General features: G+C 57.3%; 2 pseudogenes. One reads left to right on the top strand and one right to left on the bottom strand.

Going from position 1 to position 757, the window contains the following annotated elements:
• Positions 1-214 (top strand): annotated as a pseudogene (locus AX760_RS05495) (IS5/IS1182 family transposase); the annotation flags it as partial.
• Positions 215-360: 146 nt separating this feature from the next.
• Here AX760_RS05495 and AX760_RS26625 read toward each other — a convergent pair.
• A pseudogene (locus AX760_RS26625) lies at positions 361-519 on the bottom strand (IS21 family transposase); the annotation flags it as partial.
• Between the last annotated feature and the right edge of the window lie 238 nt (positions 520-757).

Below are 757 nucleotides of genomic sequence, written 5' to 3'. Positions count from 1 at the left end.
GAAATGGCAGGCATCTACCGGCTATGGCAAACGAGCTTTGGTTGAAATCGCGATGGGTCGATACAAGGGCGTCATCGGTCCGCGGCTGCGCGCTCGTTCATTCCGCGCGCAGCAGACTGAAGCTGCGATCGGCGTCGCCATCCTTAGCCGAATGCTCGCCTGCGGACGCCCGAAATCCGTTCGTTGCCAAGCATCGACGGGAGCAGCCAAATAATCAGCCCATCAAAGACCGACTTCCGTACATCTGCTGATCCCCGCACCAACGCCGGAGGGAGGCCATCTCAATTTCGATTGCGACCGATGCGACGGTGATCCATCATCAAAAACCCAGCCATCTGGCATTGGCCCAAGCTACAAGGTCGGTCTGCTTCGTGCGCGTGTAGCCGGTGGAAGAGAAAAGCAGCACATCTTCGAAACCGTCTCACGGCTTAAACCGCAGACCCGAGAGGCCTCGCGGCGGCTGTGACCCTCAACGAAAACAAACCGGCGAACGGCGGCGTCACTCTCCACGACAAACATCCCCGGCCGCCCCTCGAAAGAAAGCAGCCTACCACTGGCTGGATTTTACAACGCCACGCCAGGCAATATGCCGGTGTTCACTGGTAGACTTTGTCACTGCCCTGCCAAGGCAACCATTGCGCAGGTCTTTGTTGTCAGAGCCGGCGGGCGCACAATCGTTGCTTTTCGCAGGGTCGTGGCGACACATCGAAGCTCCTCTATTTTGACTACAAAGGCTTCTGTCTATATCATAAAACCC

Origin of the sequence: Pararhizobium antarcticum (assembly GCF_001885585.1) — a bacterium.
In the GTDB taxonomy this organism is placed as follows: domain Bacteria; phylum Pseudomonadota; class Alphaproteobacteria; order Rhizobiales; family Rhizobiaceae; genus Pararhizobium; species Pararhizobium antarcticum.
Note: the sequence above shows the minus strand (reverse complement) of the source record. Positions and strands in the feature narration are given on the sequence as shown.